At 41.8% G+C, this 620-nt stretch carries 1 protein-coding gene and 1 tRNA gene; both read left to right on the forward strand.

The features are described 5' to 3' along the window. The coding region (locus A3761_RS02515; protein ID WP_156491527.1) for a DUF933 domain-containing protein at positions 1 to 197 on the forward strand (197 nt) is incomplete at its 5' end. A gap of 80 nt (positions 198 to 277) precedes the next feature. Further along, positions 278 to 354: transfer RNA gene (locus A3761_RS02520), tRNA-Met, on the forward strand. Positions 355 to 620 lie beyond the last annotated feature (266 nt).

A 620-nucleotide genomic window follows, 5' to 3' on the forward strand; every position in this document is an offset into this window, starting at 1 on the left:
ACCCTGCCCCTAAAGCCGCTGCAGTGATTCACACAGACTTCGAAAAAGGCTTCATTCGGGCCGAAGTAATTGCCTATGATGACTTTATCGACAATAACGGTGAAGCCGGCGCCAAAGACGCAGGTAAATGGCGTCTGGAAGGCAAAGAATACATCGTACAAGATGGCGATGTAATCCATTTCCGCTTCAACGTTTAAGCAATAGCATATAAGCGTATTTTTTATAAATTTTTGGCTTGACAAGTTCCAGTAAAAACAAGAGAATACGCGCCTCTTTTGGCTACATAGCTCAGTTGGTTAGAGCACATCACTCATAATGATGGGGTCCCAGGTTCGAATCCCGGTGTAGCCACCAATTATTCTAATAAATACAGTCAGTTAGACTTCGCGTCAGCTGGCTGTTTTTATTTGTGCTTCTACTTAACGACTTAACCCCCTATTACTCCCTACAGTTTAGAGCGCTCTCCTCGTCAAATTAACGACCATACATTCCGTCCAAGCCTAAAAGATTAGTGGATTTTATTCACAAACTATATTCGAGTTATTCGTTTATATCATGAATAGATAGTCGACATAATTCACATACTCTCAGTTCCAACGAAACAAGAACAGCCTTTCGAC

This window comes from Oleiphilus sp. HI0123, from assembly GCF_001635315.1.